This window comes from Enterobacter soli, from assembly GCF_964208575.1.
Lineage (GTDB): Bacteria > Pseudomonadota > Gammaproteobacteria > Enterobacterales > Enterobacteriaceae > Enterobacter > Enterobacter soli_A.
This window is the reverse complement of sequence record NZ_CAXOFU010000044.1, coordinates 1-1,089: the sequence shown is the minus strand read 5'-3', so window position 1 is coordinate 1,089 and position 1,089 is coordinate 1. Positions and strand designations below refer to the sequence as shown.

General features: G+C 59.7%; 1 protein-coding gene. It reads right to left on the bottom strand.

From position 1 onward, the window contains the following. Positions 1–11: 11 nt before the first annotated feature. Entirely contained in the window at positions 12–917 is a 906-nt protein-coding gene (locus AB6V08_RS23135; RefSeq protein ID WP_368545100.1) for a DMT family transporter, read from the bottom strand. Positions 918–1,089 lie beyond the last annotated feature (172 nt).

The window sequence follows — 1,089 nt, the reverse complement described above, 5'->3', positions numbered from 1 at the left end:
GGGACATCAGGCTACGCCGATGTCTGAACCCGTCTTCTCGAATCCATCGATATCAACACCACCGACGACACGATCAGCAGCGTGCCCAGCCAGTCCGGCAGGGTAAATGCCACGCCAAGCAGGATCACCGACAGCAACGCGCTGCTCAGCGGCTCGGCGCAGCTCAGAATGCTCGCTTTCGGCCCGCCAATCATCTGCGCGCCCTTCAGGTACAGGCTGAAGGTCAGCGCCGTGCCGATCACCACCAGATAGAAGAACGCCAGCAGCAGGCTGCCGTCGATGACGAAGGTGGTGCCGCGTCCGGCGTAGAACGGCGTTAACATTAATCCGGCAATTAGCATGCTCCAGCCGACGATCGGCAGCGTGCCGTACCGGGCGATGAGCGTGGACGGGTAAGTGGTGTAGAACGCGGCGGCGAAGGCCGAGGCAATACCGAAGAACAGCGCGGCAGGCGAGATGGAGAGCGACGTTGGATCGCCGTGGGTGACCAGCAGGAAGGTGCCGATAAGCGAGGTCAGGATCGCCGACACCACAAAGATGCCGGGACGCTTTTTCCGCGCCAGCGCGAACCACGCCACGATAATCGTTGGCGACAGGAATTGCAGCACGGTGGCGGTGGCGGCGTTGGATTTTTCAATCGTCAGCAGGAAGGTGAGCTGCACCGTGAGCGCGCCGACCAGCGAGAAGATCAGCAGGCTGATGGCGTCTTTACGATTTTTGATGACCGAGAAAATCTTGTCGCCGTGAACGAAGGAGAGGGTCAGCAGGATCACGCCGGTGAACAGCAGGCGAACCATGGTCAGATAGGGCGAAGAAATGTGGCTTTTCTCCATGATGTACTGCGCGCAAACCCCTGAACTTCCCCATAAAACGGCGGCGATCAGGACGTTTAGCATCCCTTTACGTGTGGAACCCATGTTCTCCCCTGTTATGTTGTCGTTAATTCGGCCAACAGCATAGCATGGTTGTGTACGGCCTGATGCCCTCACCCCGGCCCTCTCCCACGGGGAGAGGGGGAAAACATCAAGGGTGCGGCCTGATGCCCTCACCCCGACCCTCTCCCACGGGGAGAGGGGGAAAACATCAAGG